Raw genomic sequence first — 1071 nt, forward strand, 5'->3', positions numbered from 1 at the left:
GACTGAAGGCTATGCCCAGATGTTGCAACATATCCACAGATGACTCCCCAAAGCTTTCCAGTCCGGACAGGTCCACAAAAAAACCGGGCAGAACCCGGTTTGCGGTATCATACCACTGGCTGAAGCAGAGTTCACGACCAGCTATCGATTATTTATCATTCTCTGGCTTGTCAGGAAGCTCAGCAACACTGTTTCTTTCCTTTATTGCCACATATCACAAACCGGGTCACACCCGGTTTTTTTGAGCCTATCCCCTGGGGAGTGTTCATCTGGATATGATGAAACATCGGGGCACAGCCTTCAGTCTCATGCTGATTCTGCTGGATGACGTATTGCCATGAACGCATCCCCGGTGCTGGAGTAACCAAAGGTGGGCCTGAATGTCTTTCCTTCTTTTCTTTATTTCCCGGGCACGAAGAAGCCTGGCTTCGATTATAAATAAAACGGCTTCAGATTTAGGGTCTATTGTTATGCCTCAACAATAAAAATCTATGGGCAAATTCAATCATGAAAGCAGTAAGATTTCTCACCATGCCGCGCCTGTTTATGTTACTCATTCTATCTGTCATGTTGCCGGTGTCCGGCCACAGTTCTTATGTTTCTTACGTTTCCAACCTATTGAGCTGGACAGGATGGGGAGGCTCTTTCACACCCCTGAAGACATCAGAACTTATTAGCAGAATGTCGTTTATGGAGAACAGTCCGCCGCTTCACCTTGTTTACGATCTCAAGACTACTGACGATAAAAGCAAGCCAGCAAGACTGGAAAAAAATCAGCTATATGTCAGCCTGGATAGCAAGGCAGGCGATATATTTCATTTTTGTTTCAGAACTCCCCCCTCGCTATCTACGGAACATTTTCCCTCACCACCAGTGATTACAAAGGCTTCAACAGGACAGGGTATGCCGGATATTCAGGCTGGGAAAATGAGGCTGGTCGAACTCACACCAGACAGTAGCGGCTGGCAACACGAGTATCTGGCCAGATGGCGTTTACCGGCAGGAAAATCGTCGCTAGTGCTGTCGGTTCAAGAAAATAGCAATCAATGGAGTATACAACCGGATTGTAGC

The 1071-nt window shown here is 46.9% G+C and carries 2 protein-coding genes; both read left to right on the forward strand.

Annotated elements, in window-relative coordinates:
• Positions 1-245 (forward strand): hypothetical protein (locus KDK17_RS16375; protein WP_257288548.1); only part of this gene is annotated, 245 nt, incomplete at its 5' end.
• 262 nt (positions 246-507) lie between these two features.
• Positions 508-1071, forward strand: a 564-nt coding sequence (locus tag KDK17_RS16380) for a hypothetical protein (protein ID WP_257288549.1), incomplete at its 3' end; no start/stop codon positions are given.

The organism is Endozoicomonas sp. SESOKO2, from assembly GCF_024606245.1.
Lineage (GTDB): Bacteria > Pseudomonadota > Gammaproteobacteria > Pseudomonadales > Endozoicomonadaceae > Endozoicomonas_A.